This window comes from Shewanella marina JCM 15074 (assembly GCF_000614975.1).
Lineage (GTDB): Bacteria > Pseudomonadota > Gammaproteobacteria > Enterobacterales > Shewanellaceae > Shewanella > Shewanella marina.
Genome location: NZ_BALM01000003.1, coordinates 1 through 25678 on the forward strand (window position 1 = coordinate 1; position 25678 = coordinate 25678).

Annotated in this window: 29 protein-coding genes and 3 pseudogenes; 13 read left to right on the top strand and 19 right to left on the bottom strand. The window is 39.8% G+C overall.

The window, feature by feature from the left end; genetic code table 11:
• The first annotated feature begins 533 nt into the window (after window positions 1–533).
• From JCM15074_RS03160 to JCM15074_RS03180, 5 genes are all read left to right on the top strand, one after another.
• Window positions 534–1067: an outer membrane beta-barrel protein gene (locus tag JCM15074_RS03160; protein WP_025819864.1), complete on the top strand. Its 534-nt coding sequence runs from the start codon at window positions 534–536 to the stop codon at window positions 1065–1067.
• Window positions 1068–1412: 345 nt separating this feature from the next.
• Window positions 1413–2135, top strand: a complete 723-nt coding sequence (gene trmB, locus JCM15074_RS03165; RefSeq protein WP_025819865.1) for a tRNA (guanosine(46)-N7)-methyltransferase TrmB — start codon at window positions 1413–1415, stop codon at window positions 2133–2135.
• A gap of 39 nt (window positions 2136–2174) precedes the next feature.
• Window positions 2175–2501, top strand: a complete 327-nt coding sequence (locus tag JCM15074_RS03170; RefSeq protein ID WP_025819867.1) for a 50S ribosome-binding protein YggL — start codon at window positions 2175–2177, stop codon at window positions 2499–2501.
• A complete protein-coding gene (gene glsB, locus JCM15074_RS03175; RefSeq protein ID WP_025819868.1) occupies window positions 2502–3416 on the top strand; it encodes a glutaminase B in 915 nt (304 codons plus the stop codon). It begins immediately after the preceding gene.
• Between the two features lie 473 nt (window positions 3417–3889).
• The gene (locus tag JCM15074_RS03180; protein WP_025819869.1) at window positions 3890–4831 is read left to right on the top strand and encodes a LysR family transcriptional regulator; all 942 of its coding nucleotides are present in this window, start codon (window positions 3890–3892) and stop codon (window positions 4829–4831) included.
• Between the two features lie 258 nt (window positions 4832–5089).
• Here the strand turns inward: JCM15074_RS03180 and JCM15074_RS20665 are convergent.
• The 8 genes and pseudogenes from JCM15074_RS20665 to JCM15074_RS03220 all read right to left on the bottom strand — a co-directional run bounded on the left by JCM15074_RS20665 (window position 5090) and on the right by JCM15074_RS03220 (window position 11903).
• Window positions 5090–6761 (bottom strand): annotated as a pseudogene (locus JCM15074_RS20665) (DUF885 domain-containing protein).
• Window positions 6762–7024: 263 nt separating this feature from the next.
• A complete protein-coding gene (hemW, locus tag JCM15074_RS03190) occupies window positions 7025–8164 on the bottom strand; it encodes a radical SAM family heme chaperone HemW (protein ID WP_025819870.1) in 1140 nt (379 codons plus the stop codon).
• Complete coding sequence (rdgB, locus tag JCM15074_RS03195; RefSeq protein WP_025819871.1) at window positions 8164–8763, bottom strand: RdgB/HAM1 family non-canonical purine NTP pyrophosphatase; 600 nt, start codon at window positions 8761–8763, stop codon at window positions 8164–8166. The genes hemW and rdgB overlap by 1 nt, the downstream gene beginning before the upstream one ends.
• 99 nt (window positions 8764–8862) lie before the next feature.
• On the bottom strand, window positions 8863–9297 hold the full coding sequence (locus tag JCM15074_RS03200) for a DUF4426 domain-containing protein (protein WP_025819873.1): 435 nt from the start codon (window positions 9295–9297) through the stop codon (window positions 8863–8865).
• A gap of 121 nt (window positions 9298–9418) precedes the next feature.
• Window positions 9419–9706 carry a DUF167 family protein YggU gene (yggU, locus tag JCM15074_RS03205; protein WP_025819874.1) on the bottom strand — a complete coding sequence of 96 codons (288 nt, stop codon included), beginning with the start codon at window positions 9704–9706 and terminating at the stop codon, window positions 9419–9421.
• Window positions 9706–10254: a YggT family protein gene (locus JCM15074_RS03210; RefSeq protein ID WP_025819876.1), complete on the bottom strand. Its 549-nt coding sequence runs from the start codon at window positions 10252–10254 to the stop codon at window positions 9706–9708. Before JCM15074_RS03210 ends, yggU begins: the two co-directional genes overlap by 1 nt.
• A gap of 18 nt (window positions 10255–10272) precedes the next feature.
• Window positions 10273–11090 (bottom strand): annotated as a pseudogene (gene proC, locus JCM15074_RS20670) (pyrroline-5-carboxylate reductase).
• A 117-nt stretch (window positions 11091–11207) separates the two neighbouring features.
• Window positions 11208–11903 (bottom strand): YggS family pyridoxal phosphate-dependent enzyme, encoded by a 696-nt coding sequence (locus JCM15074_RS03220; RefSeq protein ID WP_025819877.1) that lies wholly within the window; start codon window positions 11901–11903, stop codon window positions 11208–11210.
• A 35-nt stretch (window positions 11904–11938) separates the two neighbouring features.
• Between JCM15074_RS03220 and JCM15074_RS03225 the strand changes: the two genes are divergently transcribed.
• The 5 genes from JCM15074_RS03225 to JCM15074_RS03245 all read left to right on the top strand — a co-directional run bounded on the left by JCM15074_RS03225 (window position 11939) and on the right by JCM15074_RS03245 (window position 16288).
• The gene (locus JCM15074_RS03225; protein WP_025819879.1) at window positions 11939–12976 is read left to right on the top strand and encodes a type IV pilus twitching motility protein PilT; all 1038 of its coding nucleotides are present in this window, start codon (window positions 11939–11941) and stop codon (window positions 12974–12976) included.
• A 17-nt stretch (window positions 12977–12993) separates the two neighbouring features.
• Entirely contained in the window at window positions 12994–14103 is a 1110-nt protein-coding gene (locus tag JCM15074_RS03230) for a PilT/PilU family type 4a pilus ATPase (RefSeq protein ID WP_025819881.1), read from the top strand.
• 200 nt (window positions 14104–14303) lie between these two features.
• Window positions 14304–14849 (top strand): glutathione peroxidase, encoded by a 546-nt coding sequence (locus JCM15074_RS03235; RefSeq protein WP_025819882.1) that lies wholly within the window; start codon window positions 14304–14306, stop codon window positions 14847–14849.
• A gap of 10 nt (window positions 14850–14859) precedes the next feature.
• Window positions 14860–15873: a ferrochelatase gene (hemH, locus tag JCM15074_RS03240; RefSeq protein WP_025819884.1), complete on the top strand. Its 1014-nt coding sequence runs from the start codon at window positions 14860–14862 to the stop codon at window positions 15871–15873.
• Between the two features lie 49 nt (window positions 15874–15922).
• On the top strand, window positions 15923–16288 hold the full coding sequence (locus JCM15074_RS03245) for an MmcQ/YjbR family DNA-binding protein (protein WP_025819886.1): 366 nt from the start codon (window positions 15923–15925) through the stop codon (window positions 16286–16288).
• An 84-nt stretch (window positions 16289–16372) separates the two neighbouring features.
• On the opposite strand, the gene hmpA is transcribed toward JCM15074_RS03245, so the two are convergent.
• The 8 genes from hmpA to yciH form a co-directional block, all read right to left on the bottom strand.
• Entirely contained in the window at window positions 16373–17563 is a 1191-nt protein-coding gene (hmpA, locus tag JCM15074_RS03250) for an NO-inducible flavohemoprotein (protein WP_025819887.1), read from the bottom strand.
• A 122-nt stretch (window positions 17564–17685) separates the two neighbouring features.
• Entirely contained in the window at window positions 17686–17991 is a 306-nt protein-coding gene (locus JCM15074_RS03255; protein WP_025819888.1) for an ArsR/SmtB family transcription factor, read from the bottom strand.
• An 11-nt stretch (window positions 17992–18002) separates the two neighbouring features.
• A complete protein-coding gene (locus JCM15074_RS03260; protein WP_025819889.1) occupies window positions 18003–18425 on the bottom strand; it encodes a YeeE/YedE family protein in 423 nt (140 codons plus the stop codon).
• Between the two features lie 9 nt (window positions 18426–18434).
• Window positions 18435–18845 (bottom strand): YeeE/YedE family protein, encoded by a 411-nt coding sequence (locus tag JCM15074_RS03265; RefSeq protein WP_025819890.1) that lies wholly within the window; start codon window positions 18843–18845, stop codon window positions 18435–18437.
• A gap of 159 nt (window positions 18846–19004) precedes the next feature.
• Window positions 19005–19340, bottom strand: a complete 336-nt coding sequence (locus tag JCM15074_RS03270; protein ID WP_025819892.1) for a PBPRA1643 family SWIM/SEC-C metal-binding motif protein — start codon at window positions 19338–19340, stop codon at window positions 19005–19007.
• 187 nt (window positions 19341–19527) lie between these two features.
• A complete protein-coding gene (gene ruvX, locus JCM15074_RS03275) occupies window positions 19528–19950 on the bottom strand; it encodes a Holliday junction resolvase RuvX (protein WP_025819893.1) in 423 nt (140 codons plus the stop codon).
• 3 nt (window positions 19951–19953) lie between these two features.
• A complete protein-coding gene (locus JCM15074_RS03280) occupies window positions 19954–20523 on the bottom strand; it encodes a YqgE/AlgH family protein (RefSeq protein WP_025819894.1) in 570 nt (189 codons plus the stop codon).
• 27 nt (window positions 20524–20550) lie between these two features.
• A complete protein-coding gene (gene yciH / locus JCM15074_RS03285) occupies window positions 20551–20880 on the bottom strand; it encodes a stress response translation initiation inhibitor YciH (protein ID WP_025819895.1) in 330 nt (109 codons plus the stop codon).
• A gap of 236 nt (window positions 20881–21116) precedes the next feature.
• Between yciH and JCM15074_RS20675 the strand changes: the two are divergent.
• A pseudogene (locus tag JCM15074_RS20675) lies at window positions 21117–21685 on the top strand (DUF4136 domain-containing protein).
• Window positions 21686–22033: 348 nt separating this feature from the next.
• On the top strand, window positions 22034–22858 hold the full coding sequence (locus JCM15074_RS03295) for a mechanosensitive ion channel family protein (protein ID WP_025819897.1): 825 nt from the start codon (window positions 22034–22036) through the stop codon (window positions 22856–22858).
• Between the two features lie 43 nt (window positions 22859–22901).
• Here JCM15074_RS03295 and JCM15074_RS03300 read toward each other — a convergent pair whose 3' ends face one another.
• On the bottom strand, window positions 22902–23534 hold the full coding sequence (locus JCM15074_RS03300; protein ID WP_025819899.1) for a trimeric intracellular cation channel family protein: 633 nt from the start codon (window positions 23532–23534) through the stop codon (window positions 22902–22904).
• A gap of 269 nt (window positions 23535–23803) precedes the next feature.
• Between JCM15074_RS03300 and ltaE the strand changes: the two genes are divergently transcribed.
• Complete coding sequence (gene ltaE, locus JCM15074_RS03305; protein WP_025819900.1) at window positions 23804–24820, top strand: low-specificity L-threonine aldolase; 1017 nt, start codon at window positions 23804–23806, stop codon at window positions 24818–24820.
• A 57-nt stretch (window positions 24821–24877) separates the two neighbouring features.
• Here the strand turns inward: ltaE and JCM15074_RS03310 are convergent, their stop codons facing one another.
• Window positions 24878–25057 (bottom strand): hypothetical protein, encoded by a 180-nt coding sequence (locus tag JCM15074_RS03310; protein WP_037468999.1) that lies wholly within the window; start codon window positions 25055–25057, stop codon window positions 24878–24880.
• 205 nt (window positions 25058–25262) lie between these two features.
• A complete protein-coding gene (locus tag JCM15074_RS03315) occupies window positions 25263–25625 on the bottom strand; it encodes a hypothetical protein (protein ID WP_025819904.1) in 363 nt (120 codons plus the stop codon).
• Window positions 25626–25678 lie beyond the last annotated feature (53 nt).

Here is a 25678-nt window from a genome sequence, read left to right on the forward strand (position 1 = left end):
GCTTAAGTATTTGTTTGGTCGGAATTGATGATTTCAGAGCTAGATTAATAATGGGTGGCTTAAGTATTTGGAATTGATGATTTCAGAGCTAGATTAATAATGGGTGGCTTAAGTATTTGGCTTAAGTATTTGTAGCTTAAGTATTTGCTGGCTTAAGTATTTGCTTAAGTATTTCGTTGTTAAGACATTTTGCCATCATGAACTCATCCCATTAGGCATCGCTAGTGATAACCAAACCTCATTACAGACTACAAGAACATTTAGATTGTGGGTTGATCGTGTAGAAAAACCATTAATTGGTAATATTAATTACCATCATTAATTACTCATATGTCGGTAATGGTGCTTTCCCATGTGGTTTGTTTGGTAAAATTTATTATGTAGTAATGATAATTGAGGTAAAAAAAATTTAAGCGTATGTTCACAATAAAGAATAATTATTTACTGTTTTTGTATTTTATATTTTATTAATCACATAAAAATAAATTAAATTTTTATAAAATTTAAGCGTATAAATAATAAAAGGGATATGCATGAACAAAGTTATATTAGGACTTGGTGCGCTTATTTTATCTACTAGTGTGCAAGCGGCAGATGTCAATCGTTTTACCTTGGGTGCATCAGTTGGTATGTGGACATACGAAGAGCAAGATGTTCCAGATTTTAAACCATATTCATTCGAGGTTTCAGGAGCATATAGCATTAATCAATTCTTTGATATTTATGCAAATGCAGGCCTTGGAGTTCATAGCGATTCTAAGTCGTTACAGGGAATTGCTGATGCTTCATTTAAAGTAAATCATTATTTAGGCATATATTTGAAGCCGCATATTGATTTTAATGCTTTTTCAGTTTACGCATTAGCAGGTTATGCTTCTACTTCGATGGAAGCTGAGGTATTAAATCAAAAAGAAGAAGTTACTGATAATGGATTCGCGTATGGCTTTGGCGGTTCATATGCTCTAACTGAATCTTCAAGTATTAATGTTGAATGGCGTCAGCAAGTTGATGAAGATGCATATGAATTAAGTGGTTTTACGTTAGGTTACAGTTATACATTTAACTAAAAATCCTCCAATTAAGGTCTATTTAGAGCTATCTTTAGACATTATTTAAATCTAATCATAGGCTAGCCGTAATGACATTACGGCTTACTTATTCCGATAGCTATCAATGATTGTAGCTAAGTATAAATCTGCCTCGATGTTAAGGTGTTTCGATAGTCTGTTATTTAGAGCACTTGCTCAGATGCTCGCTATCATCACCAAATCTCAGTATAATCCCGCGCAATTTCAACATTTGAATATAAACTATCATTAGGTATATCGGTTTTGTCGTTTTTAGTGACGGTACAGAATTGGTACAAAATTAATGCCATAGTTTAATTATTGGTATAAAAAGGTTTTAAAATTATGGGCTTAAACCCTGTTACTACGCCTGAATTTAATGAAGAAGGCAAATATTTACGTAAAATTAGAAGTTTCGTATTACGCGAAGGCCGCTTAACTAAAGGGCAGGCGCAAGCAATTGAACAGCAATGGCCGATTATGGGTCTTGAGCATTCAACTACGCCATTAAATTTAACTGAAGTTTTTGGCCGTGAAGCTGATACGGTACTTGAAATTGGCTTTGGTATGGGCGCATCATTAGTGGAAATGGCGAAAGCTGCTCCGGAACTTAATTTTATTGGTATTGAAGTACATAAACCGGGTGTTGGTGCATGTCTTTCTGATGCTGCTGAAGCTGGTGTGACTAACTTACGTGTTTTCCATCATGATGCGATGGAAATTTTAGAGCAAACTATTGCTGACGGTAGCCTAGCGCGCCTGCAGTTGTTCTTCCCTGATCCATGGCACAAAAAGCGTCACCATAAGCGCCGTATCGTACAGCCTGAATTTGCGCAATTAATTCGTCGCAAGTTGGCGATTGGTGGTGTATTCCACATGGCGACAGATTGGGAAAACTACGGCGAGCATATGCTTGAAGTGATGAGCCAAGCAGAAGGTTATAGCAACTTGTCTGCAACTGGTGATTTTGTTGAACGTCCTGAGCACCGTCCATTAACTAAATTTGAAGCTCGTGGTCATCGTTTAGGCCATGGCGTATGGGATTTAATGTTTAAGCGTATCGCATAAACATTCAGTTTTATTAATTACTTGAGAGAGGATCTATCTATGGCGTCTAATCGTAATCGCCGTTTACGTAAGAAATTACGTGTCGATGAATTTCAAGAGTTGGGATTTGATGTAAGTTGGCAGTTTGCTGCTGATGTGACTGAAACTCAAATTGATGACATCGTTGATCAATTTATTGTTGAAGTTATTGAGCCACGTAAATTGGGTTTCCATGGTGGCGGACATAAAGAGTGGGAAGGTATTATTGCCACTCAATCATTAGGTAAATGCACTGAAGATGATCGTAATGCAGTAAAAGCATTTTGGGATAAGCAAGCTGTATCTCAAGTTGAAGTTACTGAATTATATGATATTTGGTGGGGTTAGATGCCTGAACCGCAATTATTACAGCAAGTCGTCGAGCAAGCTCGAGTCTTGCTGGGTAAGGGCAAGGTAGCCGATTATATCCCAGCTCTAGGTAACGTTGAACCGAATAAGTTAGCCATTGCGGTAACGACAATCGATGGCGTCACTATTGGAGCTGGTGATTACCTTGAGCCATTTTCGATACAAAGTATTTCTAAAGTTTTCAGCTTGTCATTAGCACTTACCTTATACGAAGAGCACGAAATCTGGGCGCGTGTAGGTAAGGAGCCATCTGGTCACTCATTTAACTCTTTGGTTCAAGTTGAACTTGAACGTGGTATTCCGCGTAATCCGTTTATTAATGCTGGTGCATTAGTCATTGCAGACCTTTTGCAAGGTCGCTTAAGCGCACCCAAACATCGCATGTTGGAGTTAGTGCGTAACTTAAGCGGTAATCCGAGTATTTGCTATGACAAAGAGGTGGCGGACTCGGAATATCAATTTAGTGCCCGTAATGCTGCAATAGCTTATTTGATGAAATCATTTGGTAACTTCCACAATGGTGTTGATAACGTACTACGTAGTTATTTTCATTATTGTGCGCTTAAGATGAGTTGTGCTGACTTATCGCGGGCGATGCTATTTTTAGCTAATAAAGGCACTACGTTAGCGGGTAAGCAACTTATTTCCCCCGTGCAAACACGTCAGCTTAATGCTTTATTAGCTACATCAGGCCTTTACGATGGCGCCGGCGAGTTTGCTTATCGCGTAGGTATGCCGGGTAAAAGTGGTGTTGGTGGCGGCATTATCGCGGTGATCCCCGGTGATATGTCGATATGTGTATGGTCACCAGAATTAGATGAATGTGGTAACTCATTGGCAGGTACTGCAATGCTTGAATCTTTAAGCCAAGAACTTGGACGTTCCATCTTTTAGATATATAGCTGAGTAGATTTGTATCAAAAAGGGCGATTACTGCAAAGTAATCGCCCTTTTTGTAATAAAATGAATATACCGTTAAAAGCGCTAGGTTAGTTGTTGTTTTATCGCTATTAAGATGGTTTATATTATTATTGATATAATTTCAACTTAATGATTTTAATTGTTTAAAAGTGAAATATGGTGATTTTATTGGGTTTTACTTGGTTTTCATGGTTTAACCTTTATTTTTTAAATTTTTATTAAGTCTTAATGTGATTGTGATGTGACATTTTGTTATACTGCCACCAACTTATATAAAGGCTGAGATTTATTTGGGCTGTAATTTGAATCAATTTTGCGTTATTGTGGTTGAAGTATTGCTCATATTTCAGTTATTTAACCGCTCGGTTGACGACAAATAGCCGTTTGAGTAATGAAACGCTCCCTATGACTATAACCTTTGTTGTATCCAGCTTAAGGTGAATTAGATGTTAGAACTATTAGAACCTATTGCCATTTTTACCCATGTTGCTCGAGCTGGAAGCTTTAGTGCGGCAGCTCGTCGTTTAGGGATATCAAAATCAAAAGTAAGTACTCAAGTTGCAGACTTAGAGCATAAACTTGGTGTGCAGCTAATTCAGCGCACGACTCGTAGTTTAAGCCTAACTGAAGCGGGTCAATTGCTTTACACTCAAGGTGAAGAGTTATTGCGAGATGCTGATCAAGCAGTGGCCAGCGTACATAACTTAAATGATGCAACCCGTGGATTACTGAAAGTAGGCATTTCACAGTCATTTGGTGCAATGCATCTTATTCCTGCATTACCAGAGTTTATGAATAAATATCCTGAACTCGAATTACAGATCAGCTTATTAGATCATAAAGTTGATGTGGTCAGCGAAGGTCTAGACCTGTTATTAACGATGTCTGAACAATTACCATTAGGCATGGTGGCTCGTCCGTTAATGAAGTGCCAGTTTATGTTAGTTTCTTCACCTGACTATATTGCTAAATATGGTGCGCCAACGCATCCTGAGCAATTGGTTGAGCATAACTGTTTGGTTTATCAAGGTGAGTGGCATGAGCACAGTGTATGGCAATTTAAGAAGGGCGAAGAGCATTGTGAGATAGGTGTTACTGGTAATTTCCGTGTTGATAATGCGCCTGCATTAAAATCTGCAGCAGTCAGTGGTTTAGGCGTTGTTTATCTTGCCAGTTACCTGCTTGAAGGTGAGATTGAAAAGGGCACCTTAGTACCATTAATGCGTGATTGGCAAATGACTAACCATCTGCCGTTGCAAGCGGTTTATCCTCGTCGTAAACATCTTGCGCCGAAGGTGAGTGCTTTTATCGACTTTATTAAAGATCGCATTGGTAGCCCTCCTTATTGGGATGTTCCATATTTGGATCTGTACCAAGAGCGTAAATAAAGTTCTGAGTACAAAATAATCAAACGGGTTTAGTGATTAATTTACTAAACCCGTTGTTTTTTGGTGGCTTACGCTAGAAATCGGTTTAAGTGTAGAGCATATGACTGCGGTTAAATAGTGAACATAATTTTACTATTGTATTAATCCTTATGGGGCATATAGTTGTTCGACTAACTCGTTAATTATACTGACAAACCAAGTTAGTAGCCTCATTACGTCATAGCCGTAATGAAGCCATCATCCTGTATTTATCCCCAGCTAAACACTGGGGATTTTTTCTATATGTGACCAGCGTTTTATATTTTGCTCTAATACGTCAAGTGGCAGTGGCCCATTTTTTAGTAGTTGAGTATGGAACTCTCTAATATCGAATGCTGCCCCCATGGTTTGTTGCGCTTGTGTTCTGAGCTCCAAGATCTTCAGCATACCAATTTTGTAGGCGGTTGCTTGAGATGGCATCACAATATGTCGCTCCACCATTTTTATCGCATCAGACTCTGCATTAGGTGTGTTTTCCATATAGTAGCAATAGCTTGCTCTCGATTCCATTGTTTAGTGTGGATACCTGTGTCGACCACTAAACGGCAAGCTCGCCATAGTTCCATCGCTAAACGGCCAAAATCACTGTAGGGATCTTGGTACATGCCCATCTCTTTAGGGAAATATTCACTATATAGTCCCCAGCCTTCAATATAGCGGTATATGAGCCAAAACGTCTAAATTGTGGTAATTGTTCGAGTTCCTGAGCAATCGCTATCTGCATATGGTGACCAGGTGTGCCTTCATGGTAGGCGAGTGCTTCCATTTGATAGCTTGGCATCGCTTTCATGTCGTACAAATTCGCGTAATAGGTACCTGGACGACTACCATCAGGCGTTGGCGCATTATAAAAAGCTTTTCCTGCTGATTTTTCTCTAAAGGCTTCAACTGGTTTTACAATCATGCTGGCTTTAGGCTTGATATTAAAGACTTCATCTAAGCGTGATTCCATTACGCTAATATATTGTTTTGCTTGTTTTAAATAGGCTGCTTTACCCGCTGCATCATTAGCGTAATAAAATTGTGGATCTTCGCGCATGAAAACAAAAAATTCGGCTAAACTGCCGTCAAAGTTGACCTGTTGCATAATTTGTCGCATCTCATTATGGATACGAGCAACTTCGGATAGCCCGAGCTGATGAATGGTTTGCGCATCTAAATCTGTCGTTGTGGTGCGCTTAAGGGCGTTATTGTAAAACTGTTGGCCTTGTGGGAATTTCCACACGCCATCACGGTTATCTGCCACTTCTTGTAGCTGGCTAACAAATCGAATCATTTTTTGGTAAGCCGGCTTAACTTGTTCTATTAGTGCATTTTTTGCTTGAGTTAGTAGCTGCTGTTTTTGTGTTGCATCGATATCTAACTTGGCGACTTTAGCTTTAAAGTCGGCCCACAGTGGACTGTCTTGTCCTTGGGTAAATGGCGCGCCTTTAATAATATTTTGGCTGTCTGAGATAACGTATGGGAATACAAATTTAGGTGCAATAATGCCTTTTTTAGCCCTTATTTTTAATGCTTCATCTAGTTGATTTATTTGCTCTGGGATGCCCTGTAAGCGGCTGATATAAGCCTTGGCGTCACTTACATTATCAATTTGATGCTGGTTGATCAGAAATGAGGGTAAGTTGGAATGCACGCCATACATTTGATTGAGTGGATAATTGTAATGACGCCACTGATAATCATCTATTTCATTTTGTAGGGCTTGTTTAAACAGTTGTAAGCTAAGTGCGGTTTGCTGGTCTAGTTGATTACTATCAAGCTGGCCAAGACGTGCTAACTGGCTTTTACTGCGTGCCAATGCTTGCGCGCTTGCCGCTTCTGTCATCGGATCCCATTTGCCGTAGTCCTGCTTAATGCCTAGGTAAGTTTGATATTCAGGACTTGCCATTACATTTTCTTTGAAAATATCATCAAATAGCTGATTGGCTTGTTGATTATAATCTATGGTTGCAGTTTGACTGACGGTGGATTGAGCTGCAGTTGGAGTCGTTGTCGAACATCCGGTTGTTATCATGACGGCGCTACAGACAGCGGCTGCGACGAGTGTTTTATGTAGATTCATTATCGGCTCCCTTGCAATGAAACTCTCATTTTAAAGAAGCCGATTATAGATGTGAAACGTTAATTGTTAATTAAATGTTTCTGCAATGGTTAGTCACAAAAGTGTGACAGCAGTTCGTTAACGAACATATGGCCTTTATCTGTTAATTGCCAATGGCTTTGTGTTTCGGTCATAAGGCCAAGCTTTATACCTTGTTCAACACCTGCGGCGACGGTACTTAGGCTTGCGCCTGTGCGTTGCTCAAATTCAGATTTAGGGATAGCTGTCATTAATCTAAAACGATTCATTAAATACTCTAATGGTCTATCTTCTACGGCAATATCTTCAACATCATAGGTGAAGTCTGCTGCGCCTAAATAGCCTTTTGGGTGTTTAATTTTGACGGTACGAATAATTCTATCTTGCTGCGGCAGTGTGATTTTGCCGTGAGCACCGCAACCAATACCAAGATAGTCACCAAATTGCCAGTAATTGAGGTTATGTCGGCATTGATAACCCGGCTTTGCGTAAGCAGATATCTCATATTGCTCATATCCAAGCTCACGTAGCTTCTGCTGACCTTGAGAATAGATTTGCCATAAATCTTCATCATCGGGTAGCACGGGTGGCTTAGAGTGGAATAGAGTGTTGGCTTCTATAGTAAGTTGATACCAAGACAGATGCGGCGGCATTAAACTGGCTGCTTTATCAATATCGGCCATCGCATCGGCTAATGACTGCTCTGGCAAACCATGCATTAAGTCGAGGTTGAAGCTATTAAAACCTGCTTTTACCGCATTTTGCGCGGCAACAACCGCTTCATTTTGATTATGAATGCGGCCTAATAGATTCAGTTTACGCTCTGCAAAACTTTGTACACCAATCGAAAGACGGGTAATTCCCGCTTGTTTGTATGCGGTTAAATCATCATGTTCCAGCGTGCCTGGATTCGCTTCCATGGTGATTTCGATATCGTCTTCAAATTCGATGAGTGCATTACAACCTTCTAAAAGCTGCTTGATATGACAAGCATCCATCAATGAGGGAGTACCACCACCAATAAAGATGCTATGCAACTTACGATTTTGTACATAGCCCATATCTTGTGTTAAGTCTCGCAATAGGTCATCTATGTATTGCTGTTTAGGCAATTCACCTTGCTGGCCATGAGAATTAAAATCACAATAGGGACATTTTTGTACACACCAAGGGATATGGATGTACAGACTAAGTGGTGGTAGCTCTAACATTAATTTAATACGCCTTGCTGCTTCATTAGCTCAAGTAGTTTTTCGAGTGCTTTACCGCGGTGACTGACCGCATTCTTTTGCTCTGCAGTTAACTGAGCTGCAGTACAGCTTTGCTGTTCTGGGATAAAGATAGGATCATAGCCATGGCCTTGCTCACCTTGTGGTGCAAGGGCAATTGTTCCTTCCCAACTTGCTTGGCAGATAATTGGGCTTGGATCTTTGGCATGGCGCATATAAACCAATACACACTGGAATCGTGCTTGACGGTCGGTTTTGCCTTCAAGTGCGTTTAGTAATTTTAAATAGTTATCTTGCTCTTTTGCACCTTCGCCACTGTAACGGGCTGAATAGATACCCGGTGCACCTTCTAATACATCAACTTCTAGGCCTGAATCATCCGCAATAGCTGGCATATTGGTGATTGCTGCGGCATGACGCGCTTTAATAATGGCATTTTCAACAAAGGTGGTGCCCGTTTCTGCAACGTCACCTACATTGAACTGACTTTGAGGCAGCATTTCAATATTGAATTGGTTAAACATTTCACTAAATTCTTTTAATTTGCCTTTATTACCACTGGCAAGCACGATCTGTTTCATATTGAACTCTAATCTATAGGGAAAGGTGGCTATCATACTGGAGCAAGATGCCGCATGGAATAGTGATGGTCACCGAGACCATCACTGATTGGGACATTTTTAGTCGATAAAGAACTTTTGTTTAAATTTTAACACCGTGTTGAGATCTTTCTTATGGCGAATGGCGATATTAAAGTTAATGGTTTGGTCATCTCTAAATGGGACTTCGGCAATATAGTAAATTGATTGGCCTTCGCGAATTTCTCTAAAGTTTAGGGTTCTTCTCGCGTCTAATAAGTTATTAGCGGTGCCTTGGATTTGCACGGCAACAGCAGGGTGGCCCTCAGTTTTCATATTTTTGACAGTGATATTGACTAAGCCTGTATATTTACTGCGTTTAATATCATAAAAACGCGCAATTTCTGGCGTTAAAAAAGTACTATCAAGCGCCATGTAGTGGATATCATAGTTGCCCACAGTCTGTTTTTGGCCTGCTTGCGCAAAGCTCATAAGACTAAGGGTGATTAATAATGAGCCGAATAGTTGCTTAAACATAGCGATAATCCGTATAGGTGATTGATTTGACTTAATCATAGTGTGAAGCAACTTGAAGATAAAGCTTTGTTGCTTTATCTCCAAGGCACTTTATTTCAAAGACAATAAACCTAATAGTAAATTAGATTAACGCTGCAATAACGTCAGGGATAAGGCGAGGGGCAATAATTTTGACTTGTTTATGTCGTCCTAATTCACCTCTGAGTATGTGAATACTGCCTTTAGGGACTTTAAATGCTTTAGAAAAGTATTTAGTTAAATGCGCGTTAGCTTTTCCATCCACAGGGGGAGCAGTAATGGCGACTTTTAATTCGTCGCCATGAATACCCACAATTTGATCTCGACTTGCTTTGGGCTGTATGTATAAGCTTATCAGTAAGTCATCTTGTTGTTTTTCTACTGCTGCCATTAAGCAACAGCCCAAAATGGTACATATTGAGCAAGTAACATATTAAGGAAGTTTAGACCAATCATGACCACTAATAGTGATAAATCTAAGCCACCCATTGGCGGTAAAATACGGCGGATTGGTGCCAATAATGGCTCAGTGAGTTGACCCATTACCATTTCAATTGGATTGTAGCCTTGGCTTACCCAACTTAAAATTGCGCGGATGATTAGCATCCAGAAAAGTAATACACCAGCCTGTTTAAATACTGACACAACTGAATAAATTAACAGTGTTGGAATATCAATAGCTGCGCCAGCCATTAGGCTTAATACCACAATTTTAGCAATAACGACCAGTACAGCCAGAATGACTGCTGCGGTATCAATGGCACCAATTGACGGGATCACTTTACGCATTGGCGCTAGGATAGGCTGAGTTGCTTTAACTATGAATTGGCTAAATGGGTTGTAAAAATCTGCTCGTGCTAATTGTAACCACAAGCGTAAAATAACCACCATCAGGTAGAGTTCAAATACGGTGCTAATTAAGTAGCTTATTGCGTTCATTTAATGTTCTCAATTAAGTTAAAATTGTTTAGCCATTTGCTGAGCTCTAGCAATACAGTTTTGCATTGCGTTATCAACCAACTCGGGCAATTTACCTTGCTCAAAAGTGTTAATTGCTTCTGCTGTTGTGCCACCCTTAGATGTCACATTCTGGCGTAATTGCGCCAATGATAGCTGTGGATTTTGACATACCATTTGGCTGCGCCAAGGGCCGCTTGCTCAACGAGTAATCTTGCTTTTGCTTCATCCATGCCCATTGCCGTTGCACTGGCTAGCATAGATTCCATAAACATAAAGAAATAGGCTGGCGAACTACCTGCAAGTGCTATCACTAAATCAAGCTCAGATTCTTGCTCAACCCATAGTGTTTTTGAGCCCGTTGCCATGATAGCTTGAGCGATCTGTTTTTGGTCAGCATTAATCGCCTCTGTGGCAAACAAACCGCACATACCGTAACCAATTTGACTTGGTGTATTTGGCATGGCGCGAATTAATTGCAGTGGCTGAGCAAAGTAATCTTGATAACGCGCAGCAGGAACCCCCGCAGCAATAGTGATAATGAGTTTGCTGGATAAATCAAGTGTCGCTAATGCTTGGCATACTTCGGCCATCATCTGTGGTTTAACGCTAAGTACGATAACATCAGCTAATTGCGCAGTGGCATAATTATCATTGCTGGTGTGGATACCAAAATCAGCCATTAATGCGGTTAATTTGGGTTGGCTTGGGTTGGTTGCGTAGATTAAATTGGCATCATAACCACTTGTAACTAAACCACTGATAATGCTGCGGCTCATATTGCCTGCACCAATAAAACAAATTTTTGCTTGGTTCATTGAGTTCTCGATAATGATGGAAAGCATGTTGATGCTAATTAAGCGTTAATAATAGGGGTTGACTCAGGTAAAAAACAAGCCTAATTGGCAGCACTTTACCTGAATAAGCAATAAAAACTACTGGTAATCACGGGCACCAAATATAGCGCTACCAATTCTAACCATGGTCGAGCCATTCGCGATGGCGATTTCTAAATCATTGCTCATGCCAATAGAGAGTGTATCTAGCATTGGATATCGTTGTTTTAACTTTAGAAAAGCATTATTCAGTTGCTGGCATTCGTGTTGTTGAATAGTGAGATCATCGGTTGCGGTTGGAATCGCCATTAATCCACGCAAGTTTAGTTGCGGCATTTGACTGATTTTGTCTGCAAGTTGTTCGATATCATCAATTGCGATGCCTGATTTGCTTTGCTCTTGGCTAATATTGACCTGAATGCATACATTTAATGGCGCCATACCGCTAGGTCGTTGACTGGCAAGTCGCTGCGCAATTTTGTCTCTATCTAGGGTGTGCATCCAGTCAAAGTGTTCAGCAATTAACTTTGATTTATTGGATTGTAATGGGCCAATAAAATGCCATTCAATATCTGGATATTGAGTCTGCATTTGAGTTATTTTATCTACACCTTCTTGCACATAGTTTTCGCCAAACTTACGTTGGCCTGCTTGATATGCAGCCTCAATTTGACTGATAGGTTTGGTTTTACTTACGGCAAGCAGGGTGATTTCCCCAGCCTCTCGGTTTGATTTTTTTGCTGCAAGTTCAATTCGTTGCTGTGCTTGAAGCAATCTGTCTGATATTGTTGTCATGATCAATAAATTAAATCTAATGGATATTTTAAATAATGGAAATTACAGAGTTATTAGCTTTTAGTGTAAAGCACAACGCATCTGATTTGCACCTTTCTGCTGGCGTCTCACCCATGATAAGAGTTGATGGCGAAGTAAGAAAAATTAACTTGCCACCATTAGATCACCAAAGCGTGCACAGTTTAGTGTACGACATTATGAATGATAAACAGCGTAAAGACTATGAGGAACATTTAGAGATTGATTTCTCGTTTGAAGTTCCTGACTTAGCTCGTTTTCGTGTTAATGCTTTTCATCAAGCGCGTGGTGCTGCTGCCGTTTTTCGTACCATTCCCAATAATGTGTTGTCATTAGAAGAGCTGGGCGCCCCTGAAATTTTCAAAAAAATTGCTGATTTTCCTCGTGGCTTAGTCTTGGTTACGGGACCAACAGGTTCAGGTAAAAGTACGACGTTGGCAGCAATGATTAACTATATTAATGAAAATAGAAAAGATCATATCTTAACCATTGAAGATCCTATTGAGTTTGTGCACGACAATAAGCAGTGTTTGATTAATCAGCGTGAAGTTCACCGTGATACTCATAACTTTAATGCCGCGCTGCGTAGTGCATTACGTGAAGATCCAGATGTGATTTTAGTGGGTGAGTTACGTGACTTAGAGACAATCCGTCTGGCGATGACTGCGGCTGAAACGGGGCATCTCGTATTTGGTACTTTGCATACGACGTCTGCGGCCAAAACCATTGACCGTGTAGTTGATGTATTCCCTGGCGGTGAAAAAGATATGGTTCGTACTATGCTGTCTGAATCATTACAGGCGGTAATTTCACAATCCTTGGTGAAAAAGATTGGTGGTGGTCGAGTGGCTGCCCATGAAATTATGATGGGTACTCCAGCAATCCGTAACCTTATTCGTGAAGATAAAGTCGCTCAAATGTATTCAGCCATTCAAACAGGTATGGCGCATGGTATGCAGACACTTGATCAGTGTTTACAGAATTTGGTTAACCGTGGCTTAATTTCACGTGAAGATGCATTAGCGAAAAGTAGCAATAAACAAACAACTTTTTAAATAGATAGGTATTCCTCATGGATGCAACGCCGTTTTTACAAACGTTAGTTGACCGTAAAGGTTCTGATTTATTCATTACCGCAGGTTTTCCACCGAGCATGAAGCTTGACGGGGAACTGATGACAATTTCTGACAAAAAGCTATCTGCACAACAATCAGCTGATTTAGTGCACAGCATGATGACTGAGCAAAATACACATGACTTTGAACAAACCAAAGAGTGTAACTTTGCTTTTGCTCGCCAAGGTTTAGGACGTTTCAGGGTCAGTGTTTTTATGCAACGGGAGTCATTAGGTTGCGTGATTCGACGGATTGAAACCACCATTCCAGATATGGATGAGTTACATCTACCGCCTATTTTAAAAGACTTAATTATGAGTAAGCGTGGTTTGCTTATCATGGTCGGCGGTACTGGCACGGGTAAATCAACCTCACTAGCGGCCATGATTGGTTATCGTAATGGCCATGAAGCAGGCCATATTTTAACGATTGAAGATCCGATTGAGTTTGTTCATAACCATCAACGCAGTATTGTGACGCAGCGTGAGGTAGGGATTGATACTGAATCATTTGAGGCGGCTTTGAAAAGCTCATTGCGTCAGGCGCCGGATGTGATTCTGATTGGTGAGATCCGTAGCCCTGAAACGATGGAGTTTGCACTGGCATTTGCTGAGACGGGTCACTTATGTGTTGCAACATTGCATGCCAACAATGCTAACCAAGCACTCGATCGCATTATGCACTTGGTGCCAGAGGCTAATCATCGTCAGTTGTTATCTGATTTGTCGATGAATCTTAAAGCGATTGTCGCGCAGCAATTAATTCCTTGTGCCGATGGGGAAGGGCGTCGGGCCGCTATTGAAGTGTTGATTAATACGCCTCGAGTGGCCAGTCTGATTGGCAAAAATGAGTTATACAAATTAAAAGAAACGATGGCAGCTTCTACTGAGCAAGGGATGCAAACTTTTGATCAGGCCTTATTTAAATTATTTCAAGATCATGAAATTACCTATGTCGATGCATTGCATTGTGCTGATTCGCCAAACGATTTACGGTTAATGATCAAATTGAGTAACAAAGAGGAAAATAGCCATTTCTTCGATGGTATTACGCTCGATATGGATTAGTTTTGGTTTGAACTCCCGCTGAATGATGACCTTCTTAATCAAGTTGGTATTAAAACGCAGTTGCCGTATTCGGTAGCTGCGTTTTTGTCTGTGCCTTTGTCATTAGATTACCGCAATCGAAAGCAAGTTATTTACCTCACAACTGAGCTGATTTATGCTTAGAATATAAATAGAACGGTCATTCAGCATAGGAGTTGCTAATGCAAAAATATGGAATAGCGGCATTATTCACCTTGCCATTTGCGGTCTTCGCCCAAGATTGCCCTGAATATTTGAATGTAGAAATGCGCAAATTACATTCAACTGAACAGGTCAATTTGTGTCAGTTAACTCAGGGCAAACCTGTACTAATTGTTAATACCGCGAGTAATTGTGGTTTTACCCCACAATTTGAAGCATTAGAGCAGCTACAACAGCAATATAAAGAGCAAGGACTTGTTATTATTGGGTTTCCATCAGATGATTTCTTTCAAGAAGAAAATGATGAGGCCAAAACTGCTGACGTTTGTTATATCAACTATGGCGTAACATTTACCATGCTGGCCACCAGTGAGGTCAGGGGCAGCGATGCTAATTCGGTGTTTCAATATTTGACCGAACAATCAGCGTCACCCAAATGGAACTTTTATAAATATTTGGTGAGTGGTGATGGTAAACAGGTGCAGCAGTTTAACTCTAGAGTCAAACCTGATAGCAAAGAGCTAATAGAAGCAATTAACTTAACACTTAAAAACGAAAACGATTAAAGGTAGTAGCGTGTATAAATATAAAGGCTTAAGTAAAGCACAAGGTCATCAAGGGCAAAATAAAACAGGTATTTTATTAGTTAATTTGGGTACGCCAGATGAGCCCACAACGCCATCAGTACGTCGTTATTTAGCTGAGTTTTTGGCAGACCCTAGAGTGGTTGAGATCCCCCGCTTTATTTGGATGCTGATTTTACATGGTATTATTTTACGCACTCGCCCAGCTAAATCAGCCGCGCTATATAAAAGTGTTTGGACTGAAGATGGCTCGCCGTTAATGGCTATTACCAAGCAGCAGCAACATAAATTAAGCCAGTTACTACAAGCCGAAGCGAATGACACGCAAGTATATATTGCAATGCGTTACGGTAATCCATCTATTGCTAGCACATTGCAACAGATGCAACATGATGGGGTAAACAAGATTGTGGTATTACCTCTCTACCCACAATATGCCGCACCAACCACAGGTACTGTATTTGATGCCATTGCGAAAGAGTTAACTCAATGGCGTTTAGTGCCGTCATTACACTTTATTAATGGCTACTATGATAACCCGCTATTTATTAAAGCCTTGGCACGCAGTATCCGTGATGATTTTGAGCAAAATGGTCAGCCGCAAAAGTTAATACTGTCATATCACGGTATGCCAGAGCGTAATCTACATTTAGGTGATCCATACTACTGTTACTGTATCGCGACAACTAAGGCTGTTGCTGCTGAATTGGGCTTAAGTGAAGACCAATATATGTCTACTTTCCAATCTCGTTTCGGTAAAGCTAAATGGTTAACGCCATACACTGATGAAACTTTAGCGGGGCTTCCTGCTAAAGGGGTAAAGGATATCGCTGTGATTTGTCCTGCATTTAGTGCCGATTGCTTAGAGACGTTAGAAGAGATTTGTGAAGAGAACAAAGAGGTATTTGAACAAGCGGGTGGTGAGTCTTATCGCTATATTGCAGCTTTGAATGCCGACGACGATCATATTGAAATGATGCTCGATGTGGTTAAACCTTATTTATAGTTTGAGTTTATATTTGGCCGCTTTTGCGGCCTTTTATTTAGGTGCTAGCATGACATATGAACAATTTAATCAACACTGTGGTTCACTTATTGCGAGTAGTTATGTGATGCAATGGGGTAATTCACATGTGTGGAAGGTGGCAGGCAAAGTATTTGCTATTGGCGGGCAGAGCAAGGATGGCGATGCAACATTTACTTTTAAAGTCTCTGAGCGTAATTATGAGTTTCTTAAAATGAGTGAGGGCTATCATCCTGCACCTTATTTTGCGACAAGAGGAATGAAGTGGATCCAACAATATGATGCTAACACCGTGGATGATGAGGCATTGATTTATTACATCAACGAATCATATCGTCTTGTGTCCTTGGGATTATCAAAGAAATTGCAAAAGCAGTTTGGCTTGAACCAGATGTAAGACCTAGTCTGTGATTGAACATAAAAATGAGATTAATGGATATATAGCCCAATAATCTCAATTGTTTATGCCTGCTATAGTGATTTACGCTAAAAGTACTTTATTAGGACCAAAACATTCATAATTAATACGGTTTGTATCAATACCCATTTGGATTAATTGCTTCGCCACAAACTGCATAAATGGGACTGGGCCACATAAATAAAATTGCATATCAGGTTGTAATAATTGCTGTTGGACTGTGTTTAAGTTCATTAACCCTGCATCATCAAAATCCTGCCCCTGAATATCTGATGAGAGTGGTTGGTTATACCAAATATGGCGATACAACTGGGAATAATTAGATTGTAATTGCTTAATTTCGTCACGATAGCAGTGTTGCTCACCATTTTCAGTCGCATGTAACCAGTTAATTGGCATCGGATGCTTAGCTAACGTTTTTAGCATCGCCATCATTGGCGTAAACCCCACGCCTGCAGAGATCAATGTTATCGGAGTCGTTGAATTCACATTTAAGAAGAAGTCACCTGCTGGTGGTAGTAGCATCACTGTATCACCTACATTCACTTCATCATGTAAGTAGTTTGAGACTTTTCCATGTTGCTCACGCTTAACCGAAATTTGGTAACGATCGTCTTGGGGTTCTGATGATAGGCTATATTGTCTAATTTCATGATTATCAAACTGAGCTGATTGGATATTAATTCCTAAATACTGGCCCGGTTTATAAGTCATTACTTTACCGCCATCAGTCGGTTTAAAGACAAAACTGGTGATAAATTTACTGGTTATATTTTTTTCAATCACAGTAAATTGACGTAATCCGCGCCAGCCGCCTTCTTTTTGGGCGTTTTCTTGATAAATCTGCGCTTCACGGTTAATAAAAATATCGGCTAATACACCATAGGCTGCTGCCCATGCATTTAATACGGCTTCACCGGGGGCAAGCATTTCATCTATCGTTGCTAATAAGTGTTCACCTACAATTTGATATTGCTCAGCCGTAATTAAAAAACTGGTATGTTTCTGAGCGATTTTTTCTACTGCTGGTAATAATGCTTCGAGGTTATCGATATTATTTGCATAAGCGCAAATGGCGGCAAATAGTGCTTCTCTTTGATTGCCATTGCGCTGATTACTCATATTGAATACATCTTTGAGTTCAGGGTGATGATTGAACATTCGTTCATAAAAATGTGCCGTTAACGCTGGACCAGTTTGCGCAAGAATTGGAGCAGTAGACTTAACAATCGCAATATTTTCTGATGAAATCATATAACCCTCTTTAAATATGTATTTTATATGCATGTTATATGTTTTTACTTAGATAGGGTCAATGTTATAAAAGCGATGATACTCATTGAACAAATCGATTAGATTGTTTTTTTGTCATGTTTTTATGTGTTATTACTGCAATATAATTGATGCAAGGTCGCTATCATCGCTTTGACTTCATGGCTGTTGAGTGAATAGTAAATCGTTTGTGCATCGCGTCTGGTTTGTACGTAACCTTCTTTACGTAATGCTGCTAAATGTTGCGATAAGCTTGATTGTGGCATAGGTAAATGATGATTTATTTGGGTTACGCTCAACTCTCCTTGTTGTAATAAACATAAAATCATCAAGCGGTGAGGGTTACTCATTGCTCTTAGTAAATCAGCGGCTTGTTGAGCATGCTGTTTGATTTCTGAATAATCTTGCATAATATCACTTATTATTTATTTGATTTGGCTAGTATTAAATTGGCCGTTTTCATACCAATTAGCATCATGATTATAAAGCCTAATATTTTAGGTTCCCCAGCTGATATATTGCTGATAGCAGGGCCTGGGCAAATACCAGCTAGGCCCCAGCCAAGACCAAATATGATGGCGCCAATGACTAAGGGTTTATCAATATCTGTTTTGCTTGGCAATGAGAAAGATTGAGCTAAAATTGGCTTCGACTCAGGTTTAATCAGTATTTTATAGCCGAGCCCAAATACCGATACGGCAGCTAACATGACTAAAGCAAGGCTGGGATCCCAGTGACCACTAATATCTAAAAAGTTAAGTACCTTGTTTGGATTAACCATCTGTGAAATGGTGAGGCCTAAACCAAATAAAATGCCCGAGATCAACGCGATAATAATTTGCATAGTATTGCCTTAAAACAGCTGGGTGATAAATACGGTTAATACTGCGACTGACATAAAGGTGATCGTCGCGACTAATGAACGTGTCGATAATCGACCCAAACCACAGACCCCATGACCGCTAGTGCAACCTGAGCCGATACGTGTACCGATACCAACTAAGAGACCTGCAATTAAGATTGTGATCCAATGGGTCTCGATATGCTGTGGTAGCTGCCATTGACTATGGCTAAGTATGAGTGGGGCAATCATTAAGCCTATTAAGAAACTTATACGCCATGATTTACCAGCTTGCTTGCTAAATGCTGCATTCAGCATACCTGAGATGCCTGCAATTTTGCCATTAAAGAGTAAGAGCAGTAATGCGCTAATGCCAAGTAGAGCACCACCGAGTAAAGCGGATATTGGAGTAAAATCAGTCATCTTAAATTCGTTTTTTGAAGTTGTTTATATATCGTATATTTTAAATTTACGATATACAATAGATAAATTGATTGTTTATATGATTTGGTCAGTATTGTTTTCGAAGTGAGTCGTAGAGGGGCTATCGACATTCCCTGTCGTATAGCAACTAATGTCGCATTAAGCGCAACACTTTTTATATTTTTTACCACTACCACATGGGCAATCGTCATTTCGATTGGGTTTCTTTTCGAAAGTTGTTGTTTGTGGCTTATTTAAAATACCTTCTAAATCAACAATGTTTTCGGCAACATCGGCATTGATTGCTACAGTACCTACTAGCTGGTGTTGTGCTAGTAATTGTTCAATCTCTTGTTGACGCTGTTCAGTCGCTACTGTGAGTTGTAATGGGTTTTCTTGGGTACCTAATTTCACTAAACGTTTAGTGTTGTAACCGTAACTTTCGTATCTTGGACGCGGGGTTTTACGCCCTTTAAAGAAAAATTTATCTGACATATGAAGCTCCAGCACGATAGCGATCGTGATAGTAAAAATAAAAGTGACGCTGCTTATACTACAAAAACGCTAAATTATCTAATGATTACGCGTTTATAGCGCTTATTTGTTGAGAATAGCTCATAAAAAAACGTCGCGTTGGGCGACGTTTTACAAACAAAAAGTGCAGATTCTCTTGGCAAAGAAACTAGCTGTATTGATTTTCAAAATAACTTTCGATAATTAACACTGCTGATACCGCATCAACTTGGTCTTTGGTTAAGGCTTTATATCCACCTAACTCGAATAAACGCGCCTTGGCATCAGCCGTGGTTAAGCGTTCATCTTGTGTTGCTACGTTAACTTTAAAACGACCATGGATTCGATTGGCAAATTTGCGCGCACGTTGTGTCATCTCTTGTTCGGTACCGTCCATATTCAGTGGTAATCCCACCACAATCAAGTCCGGTTGCCACTCTTTTATAAGTGCTTCTATCTGTTCCCATTTTGGGATGCCGTCAACGGCTTTTAATGATAATAGCGGGTTGGCACTGCCAGTCAATTGTTGGCCAATTGCTACGCCGATACTTTTGGTTCCGTAATCAAAACCTAATACAGTTTGTGTTGTCATTTACTATGCGTGTCCAGTTTGGCTAGAAAGTTGCCAAGTATCAAATCCTAAGCTGCGGCTTGCTTGTTGCCAACGCAGTTCATGGGCTAAGTGGAATAGCGTTTGCTGATCGGCTGGTGTTGTTAACCATAGATTATCAGCAAGTTCTTGCTCAAGTTGGCCATTTGCCCAACCTGCATAACCTAATGCGACTAAGTATTGCTCTGGCCCTTTAATTGTTCCAAGGTCGATCAATACATCACGGGATGTGGTGAGCATGATGTCGTCACTGATCATGGTTGAATTAGTCCATTTACCATCAGCTTTGGGTGGGTGTAGAACAAAACCACGGTCGGTGCTTACTGGGCCGCCGACCAATACATTATTGCCCATATTCGGCGGCAGTATTATCTCTTCTTCAATTAACTTCATTTGTTGAAGCACTGATTCAATACTAACGCCGGCAAGACGGTTAATCATGACGCCCATTGCGCCTTTGTTGTCATGCTCACAAACATAAATAACACTACGCTCAAAAAAACTGTCATCTAATGATGGCATAGCTATAAGGAATTGATTTTGTAAGCTTTCCATATTTAACCTCGCAATAATACCAGATAACTATCCGCCAGCCAGTTTAACTTGGTAACCCATTTTCTCTAATAACAGTTTTAACTGATCGCGATTATCTGTTTGAACTTCAATGGTAAAGTCTTTGACTGTACCACCACAACCACATTGTTTTTTTAATTTTTGAGCTAGGGCTTTTAATTCGTCGACTGAAAGCTCTAATCCCTTAATGATAGAGACCCCTTTCCCTTTACGGCCTTTACTATCACGATGAATTCGAATGACACCATCACCTTTTGGGGCGGTAGCAACTTCTTTTTCTGGCTCAATTCGACCTTTGTCAGTACTAAAAACTAGTGCAATATTGGGATCTATTCTCATCATTGTATCGTTAACGTGTGCATTTGTTGTAAGTTTAACAAATTTATAGGTATTGACATAAGTCTTCACTGTATTGAACTAAATTTAAGCGAAAATTGTCATAAAATAGACAATATTATGAAATTACACTGTTTATTAATGGGGTATATTTAAACAATAATTTGGTTGTAGATAATAACTGCCAAGGTTAAGCTGCATAGGTATGACTTTCGTTTAGAGCAAAATAGGTTGGTATGATGAGAAATATATTTGTAGGACTAGTGGTCATGTTGTTGGCCGCATGTAGCTCGGTTAATACGAATTGGGATTATAATCCTGACGTTAACTTTACCCAATTTAAGACATATGCTTGGGTACAAACTCAGTCTGGCAGCGAGTACCACCTTGATGGTTGATGGATGAGCGTGTCCGTAATGCGGTTAATGACCAATTACAAGCTAAAGGGCTAAAGTTGGTTGCTGCTGATAAAGCGGATATCTTGGTAAACTACCTCACTAAAGTTGATAAAGAAGTCAATGTTGATACCTTTACGACTAATTATGGCTATTCACCTTTTTATGATCCTAACTTTATCGGTCCTTACTGGGGACCAAGTGCTAATGTTTCCACTCAAACAGTCGTGCGTGAATATAATGTTGGTACCTTAATTATTGATATTGTTGACCGTAAAACAGACAAATTAGTATGGCGCGGATCATTGGCTGATACTTTACAAAAACAGTATACCCCGCAAGAAAGAATTACTGCAGTCAATAAGGCAGTAGCCAATATTTTGACGAATTTCCCTCCCAAGGCTGATAAATAGCCTAAAATAAAAGCGGCTTAGGCCGCTTTTATTTTACTTTTTTTTGCTAGTGTATTTATAAGTTTACTAGCAAAACTTACTTAAGATTCAATAAATTAATTCTTATGTGTTAATGACAGTTCTGCAATTGAGTTGTATATTTTATTAAATTTGTTGTATAAAACTCACTCACTCACAAAGTGATACATTGATTGAAACTAGGTTAATAGTGTTATTATATGTAGATATTATACGTTTGTTTTAAACGACCGAATGATATTTCGAACGATAATAATTCGATTTAATTTTGCGATTTATGGCTTAGCCTGATTTCGCACTTATAACTTTAAGTTTTAAGGGAGCATCTCCATGGAAAACCTTGATGGTTTTATGAAACAAGCACCGGATCTTATCGCAACCTATGGCATGAAAGTCATCTTTGCGATTTTGATTTTTATCATTGGTAAATTTCTAGCGAATGTCGCTCGTAATATAACCACTAAACTAATGGACAAGCGTAAAGTTGATACCACCGTAGCATCGTTTGTGGGCAACATGGTTTGGGCAGTGGTATTTGCCTTTACTATTATTGCGACTTTAGGTGAACTTGGTGTTCAAACCGCATCACTTGTTGCTGTTGTGGGTGCGGCTGGTTTAGCTGTAGGTTTAGCATTACAAGGTTCATTATCTAACTTTGCTGCTGGTGTGTTGATGGTATTATTCCGTCCATGCCGTGTAGGCGATTACATTGAGGCTGCGGGTGTATCTGGTACTGTAGATGAAATTACTATTTTCTCTACTCGTTTACATACACCAGATAATAAAGTCGTCATTGCGCCTAACTCTGCAATCATGAATGGCACAATTACTAACTATTCAGCTTTAGGCCAACGCCGTGTGGATTTAGTGATTGGTGTAGCTTATGACGCTGATCTTAAGCAAGCTAAAGAGGTATTGTCGCAAGTATTAGAAAATCACCCGTTAGTACTGAAAGATCCTGCTTATACAGTAGCATTATTAGAGCTTGCTGATTCATCAGTGAACTTTGTTGTTCGACCATGGGTTAAAACGGCTGACTATTGGACAGTTTACTTTGAAGTAATGGAGCAGGTTAAAGTTGCTCTAGATGATGCCAACATCGGTATCCCATTCCCACAAATGGATCTTCATGTAAAAGAGTTACCTGCAAAGTAATTTACATTTAATAAAAAAGCCGGCTTAGCCGGCTTTTTTTATGTTAGTGACCTGATGAATATTGGTAATCAAATGTTGGCATAGACCAATGGTATTTGATGGCTAAGATTCTGAAACCGAATCCAAACCCTAAACTGATGGCAAGGTTAACCCATTCAGTAATACCAAGATGCTGCAATAAAATATAAAGTGCAGCCGTCATTAATGAAATAATGGCATATAGTTCTTTTTGGAAAATAAGTGGTACTTGATTACATAAAATATCACGGATCACGCCACCAAATACGCCTGTCACCACACCCATAACGATAGCAACCACAGGACTAAAACCTAGCGCTAACGTTTTCTGTGCACCAATAATTGAAAATACAGCTAAACCCAACGCATCAATCGCTAAAAATAGTTTAGAGAGATAGCGCATAACCGGCGCAATAATTACTGTCAGTAGTGAGGCGCCAGCTATCGCAATTAAATAATGTACATTCTCAACCCACACTAATGGATAGTTACCTAGTAGCATATCGCGCAGAGTACCACCGCCAATTGCGGTTGCACAGCCAATAATAACCACCCCGAAAAGGTCCATCTGTTTTTTACCGGCAGACAGCGCTCCGGTCATAGCCTCGGCTAAAATACCGATTAACCATAATAAACTAATAAATTGAGCTTCTTGCATAATGAAAACAACAGCTGAGTCAATGAGGGCGTGAATTTTGCCTTAATTAGCGAATAAAAGACAGCGACAATTAATGGTCAATTGGATTAGTTTTATTAATTCATCGTCTGCTTAAATTAGTTTGTATGGTATGGCTTGGCCTTAGAAGGTAAAAGGAATGCTTAATTTAATTTGTGATCCTGTGGAATGTTTCACACTAATATTTATATACAGAGACATAACAAAGGGATAGAGTTCGAGGTCATTATTGATGCCTAATTGAGCTTGTTATGATTGATTTTAGAAGTGACACAGTAACTCAACCTACAGAAGCAATGCGCCGTGCAATGTCGCAAGCTGAGGTTGGAGATGATTACTATGGCGATGATCCAAGTGTTAATCGACTTGAAGCACTAGCATGTGAGATGTTTGATTTTGATGGTGCCTTATTTACCACATCTGGTACTCAGGCTAACCTTTTAGCATTAATGGCACATTGTGAACGTGGTGATGAGTATATTTGTGGTCAAGAAGCTCATAATTATCGTTTTGAGGGTGGTGGAGCTGCCGTCCTTGGCAGTATTCAACCACAACCTATCGCTAACCTAGCTGATGGCACTATTGCCTTAGATGAGATTGTGGCGCAAATCAAGCCAGATGATATCCATTTTGCTCGAACTAAAGTGGTCAGTTTAGAAAACACTATCTCTGGTCGAGTGTTACCGCAGGCATATTTAGCACAAGCTCAAGCATTGACGTTTAATCATAAACTAAAGATTCATTTAGATGGTGCTCGTGTTGCTAATGCGGCAGTGGCGCAAGGTATCCAAATTGCTGATATTACTCAGCACTTTGATTCTGTTTCAATTTGCCTATCAAAAGGTTTATGTGCACCTGTAGGTTCATTATTGTTAGGTGACGAGCGTTTGATCGCTAAAGCCAGGCGTTGGCGTAAAGTGCTAGGTGGTGGTATGCGCCAAGCCGGTATTTTAGCCGCCGCTGGTGAGCTTGCTTTAACCCAACAAGTTGAGCGGTTAGCTGAAGATCATGCTAATGCGCGTTATTTGGCGGAGCAACTTGCTCAGTTTGATGAATTTAGCGTTGATATGGGCTTAGTACAAACCAATATGGTGTTTGTTAATATTGCCGAACATGTTGATGTTAAGCAATTAGGTCGTGCATTGGCGGAACAAGGTATTTTAGTGTCTGCTGAGCGTGTGACTCGATTGGTGACTCATAATGATATTAGTCAGCAATCAATTGGGACATTGGTACAGGCATTAAAACGCTATTTTAGCCGTTCGTAATTAGCCTGTAATCAAACAAAAAGCCTGCAATTTGCAGGCTTTTTGTTTTGAAGTAAATTAGTTCTCTTTCGATAAGTCTGATTTGATTTCTTTGGCTGCATCGCGGGTTGAGTGGCCAATCGAAGTTGTAATATCTTTAGTGGTATGACCGATAGTACGACCAGCATCTTTAAGTTGAGCACAACCTGATAGGCCAAGAATAGCTAGGATAGGTAACAAGACTAAAAATTTAGGCATGATTTTTCCAAAAGACTAAAATTTGATCCGCTGAATATGCCAGTAATCTGACTAGTTTGCCAGTAATATGTCTCAAATAATCGATATCTTGCAGCAATTGTTGCGTAACTGCTATAACTGATTTTGAAGTGTGAGTTTGATGTTGGTTGAAGGTTGAAGCAAGTTGGTATTAGGGGGAAAGCTTCCCCCTAATACTATATTGGGGTTAAGCTAATTTGGTTAAACGTGTCTGATAATCATCGTGTAAGTGTCTAACAATTTCCTCTACTGAAGTATCTACATCTCGCTCATCTAAAAATATCTTAAAGGTTGCTAATACATGGCCATCATTTTTGATGCGATTAGTTAGCATGGCAAAGTAGGCTTGTTCTTTATTGGCTTTACGGATGGTTAATTCTTGGTGAGTAAAGATGGCACAGCCAGATTCTTGATGCCATTTTTGGATCCGGCGCAGTGCGATTTCGCAGGATTGATTAACTTCAATATGATCACGCCAAGTCACAGGCGTACCGACCTCATAATGTGGACATTGAACAGTGTAATTAACGACATGAGTAATTGCGGTCATACTAGCTTCCTTTTTTAGTTTATATATTTTCTAAATTTGGGTAGAGCTAAAAC

Coding starts and splice junctions, on each gene's coding strand:
- JCM15074_RS03160 (WP_025819864.1), top strand. CDS start 534: ATGAACAAAGTTATATTAGGACTTGGTGCGCTTATTTTATCTACTAGT.
- trmB (WP_025819865.1), top strand. CDS start 1,413: ATGGGCTTAAACCCTGTTACTACGCCTGAATTTAATGAAGAAGGCAAA.
- JCM15074_RS03170 (WP_025819867.1), top strand. CDS start 2,175: ATGGCGTCTAATCGTAATCGCCGTTTACGTAAGAAATTACGTGTCGAT.
- glsB (WP_025819868.1), top strand. CDS start 2,502: ATGCCTGAACCGCAATTATTACAGCAAGTCGTCGAGCAAGCTCGAGTC.
- JCM15074_RS03180 (WP_025819869.1), top strand. CDS start 3,890: ATGTTAGAACTATTAGAACCTATTGCCATTTTTACCCATGTTGCTCGA.
- hemW (WP_025819870.1), bottom strand. CDS start 8,164: ATGTTAGAGCTACCACCACTTAGTCTGTACATCCATATCCCTTGGTGT.
- rdgB (WP_025819871.1), bottom strand. CDS start 8,763: ATGAAACAGATCGTGCTTGCCAGTGGTAATAAAGGCAAATTAAAAGAA.
- JCM15074_RS03200 (WP_025819873.1), bottom strand. CDS start 9,297: ATGTTTAAGCAACTATTCGGCTCATTATTAATCACCCTTAGTCTTATG.
- yggU (WP_025819874.1), bottom strand. CDS start 9,706: ATGGCAGCAGTAGAAAAACAACAAGATGACTTACTGATAAGCTTATAC.
- JCM15074_RS03210 (WP_025819876.1), bottom strand. CDS start 10,254: ATGAACGCAATAAGCTACTTAATTAGCACCGTATTTGAACTCTACCTG.
- JCM15074_RS03220 (WP_025819877.1), bottom strand. CDS start 11,903: ATGACAACAATATCAGACAGATTGCTTCAAGCACAGCAACGAATTGAA.
- JCM15074_RS03225 (WP_025819879.1), top strand. CDS start 11,939: ATGGAAATTACAGAGTTATTAGCTTTTAGTGTAAAGCACAACGCATCT.
- JCM15074_RS03230 (WP_025819881.1), top strand. CDS start 12,994: ATGGATGCAACGCCGTTTTTACAAACGTTAGTTGACCGTAAAGGTTCT.
- JCM15074_RS03235 (WP_025819882.1), top strand. CDS start 14,304: ATGCAAAAATATGGAATAGCGGCATTATTCACCTTGCCATTTGCGGTC.
- JCM15074_RS03245 (WP_025819886.1), top strand. CDS start 15,923: ATGACATATGAACAATTTAATCAACACTGTGGTTCACTTATTGCGAGT.
- hmpA (WP_025819887.1), bottom strand. CDS start 17,563: ATGATTTCATCAGAAAATATTGCGATTGTTAAGTCTACTGCTCCAATT.
- JCM15074_RS03255 (WP_025819888.1), bottom strand. CDS start 17,991: ATGCAAGATTATTCAGAAATCAAACAGCATGCTCAACAAGCCGCTGAT.
- JCM15074_RS03260 (WP_025819889.1), bottom strand. CDS start 18,425: ATGCAAATTATTATCGCGTTGATCTCGGGCATTTTATTTGGTTTAGGC.
- JCM15074_RS03265 (WP_025819890.1), bottom strand. CDS start 18,845: ATGACTGATTTTACTCCAATATCCGCTTTACTCGGTGGTGCTCTACTT.
- JCM15074_RS03270 (WP_025819892.1), bottom strand. CDS start 19,340: ATGTCAGATAAATTTTTCTTTAAAGGGCGTAAAACCCCGCGTCCAAGA.
- ruvX (WP_025819893.1), bottom strand. CDS start 19,950: ATGACAACACAAACTGTATTAGGTTTTGATTACGGAACCAAAAGTATC.
- JCM15074_RS03280 (WP_025819894.1), bottom strand. CDS start 20,523: ATGGAAAGCTTACAAAATCAATTCCTTATAGCTATGCCATCATTAGAT.
- yciH (WP_025819895.1), bottom strand. CDS start 20,880: ATGAGAATAGATCCCAATATTGCACTAGTTTTTAGTACTGACAAAGGT.
- JCM15074_RS03295 (WP_025819897.1), top strand. CDS start 22,034: ATGGAAAACCTTGATGGTTTTATGAAACAAGCACCGGATCTTATCGCA.
- JCM15074_RS03300 (WP_025819899.1), bottom strand. CDS start 23,534: ATGCAAGAAGCTCAATTTATTAGTTTATTATGGTTAATCGGTATTTTA.
- ltaE (WP_025819900.1), top strand. CDS start 23,804: ATGATTGATTTTAGAAGTGACACAGTAACTCAACCTACAGAAGCAATG.
- JCM15074_RS03310 (WP_037468999.1), bottom strand. CDS start 25,057: ATGCCTAAATTTTTAGTCTTGTTACCTATCCTAGCTATTCTTGGCCTA.
- JCM15074_RS03315 (WP_025819904.1), bottom strand. CDS start 25,625: ATGACCGCAATTACTCATGTCGTTAATTACACTGTTCAATGTCCACAT.